Raw genomic sequence first — 596 nt, 5'->3', positions numbered from 1 at the left:
CCGTGACAAGATCAAGCTCGAGGAGCAGGCCGCCAGCAAGTCGGTCATCAAGCTCGGCGAGGGCCTTTCCGCCCGCCGGATCGGCGTCATCAAGCTGCCCGCGTTCTACGAAGACTTCGAAGGCCGCCGCCGCGGTGACAAGGATTTCCGCAGCGCCAGCCGTGACGTGGCTCGCCTGGTGGACGAGTTGCGCAAGGACAAGGTCGACGGCCTCCTCATCGACCTGCGCAACAACGGTGGCGGCTCGCTGCGCGAGGCGGTCGAGCTCACCGGCCTGTTCATCGACAAGGGCCCGGTGGTGCAGCAGCGCCGCCCCGACGGGCAGATCGGCGTCGAGAGCGACGAGCGCGCCGGCGTCGCCTGGGACGGCCCGATGGCGGTGCTCATCAACCGCGCCTCCGCCTCTGCTTCCGAGATCTTCGCCGCCGCGCTGCAGGACTATGGCCGCGCGCCCATCCTCGGCGAAGCCAGCTTCGGCAAGGGCACCGTGCAGACCATGATCGACCTCGACGAAGTCGCCAAGAATTCGAAGCCGCGCTTCGGCGACCTCAAGATGACCGTCGCCCAGTTCTTCCGTGTAAACGGCGGCACCACCC

The 596-nt window shown here is 67.8% G+C and carries 1 protein-coding gene; it reads left to right on the top strand.

Translation table 11 applies throughout. The annotated features are described in order from the left end of the window. On the top strand, positions 1-596 hold a 596-nt coding region (locus tag L6R21_28200), incomplete at both ends, for a S41 family peptidase (protein ID MCK6563087.1).

This window comes from bacterium, from assembly GCA_023150945.1.
In the GTDB taxonomy this organism is placed as follows: Bacteria; Zhuqueibacterota; Zhuqueibacteria; order Zhuqueibacterales; family Zhuqueibacteraceae; genus Coneutiohabitans.
Note: the sequence above shows the minus strand (reverse complement) of the source record. Positions and strands in the feature narration are given on the sequence as shown.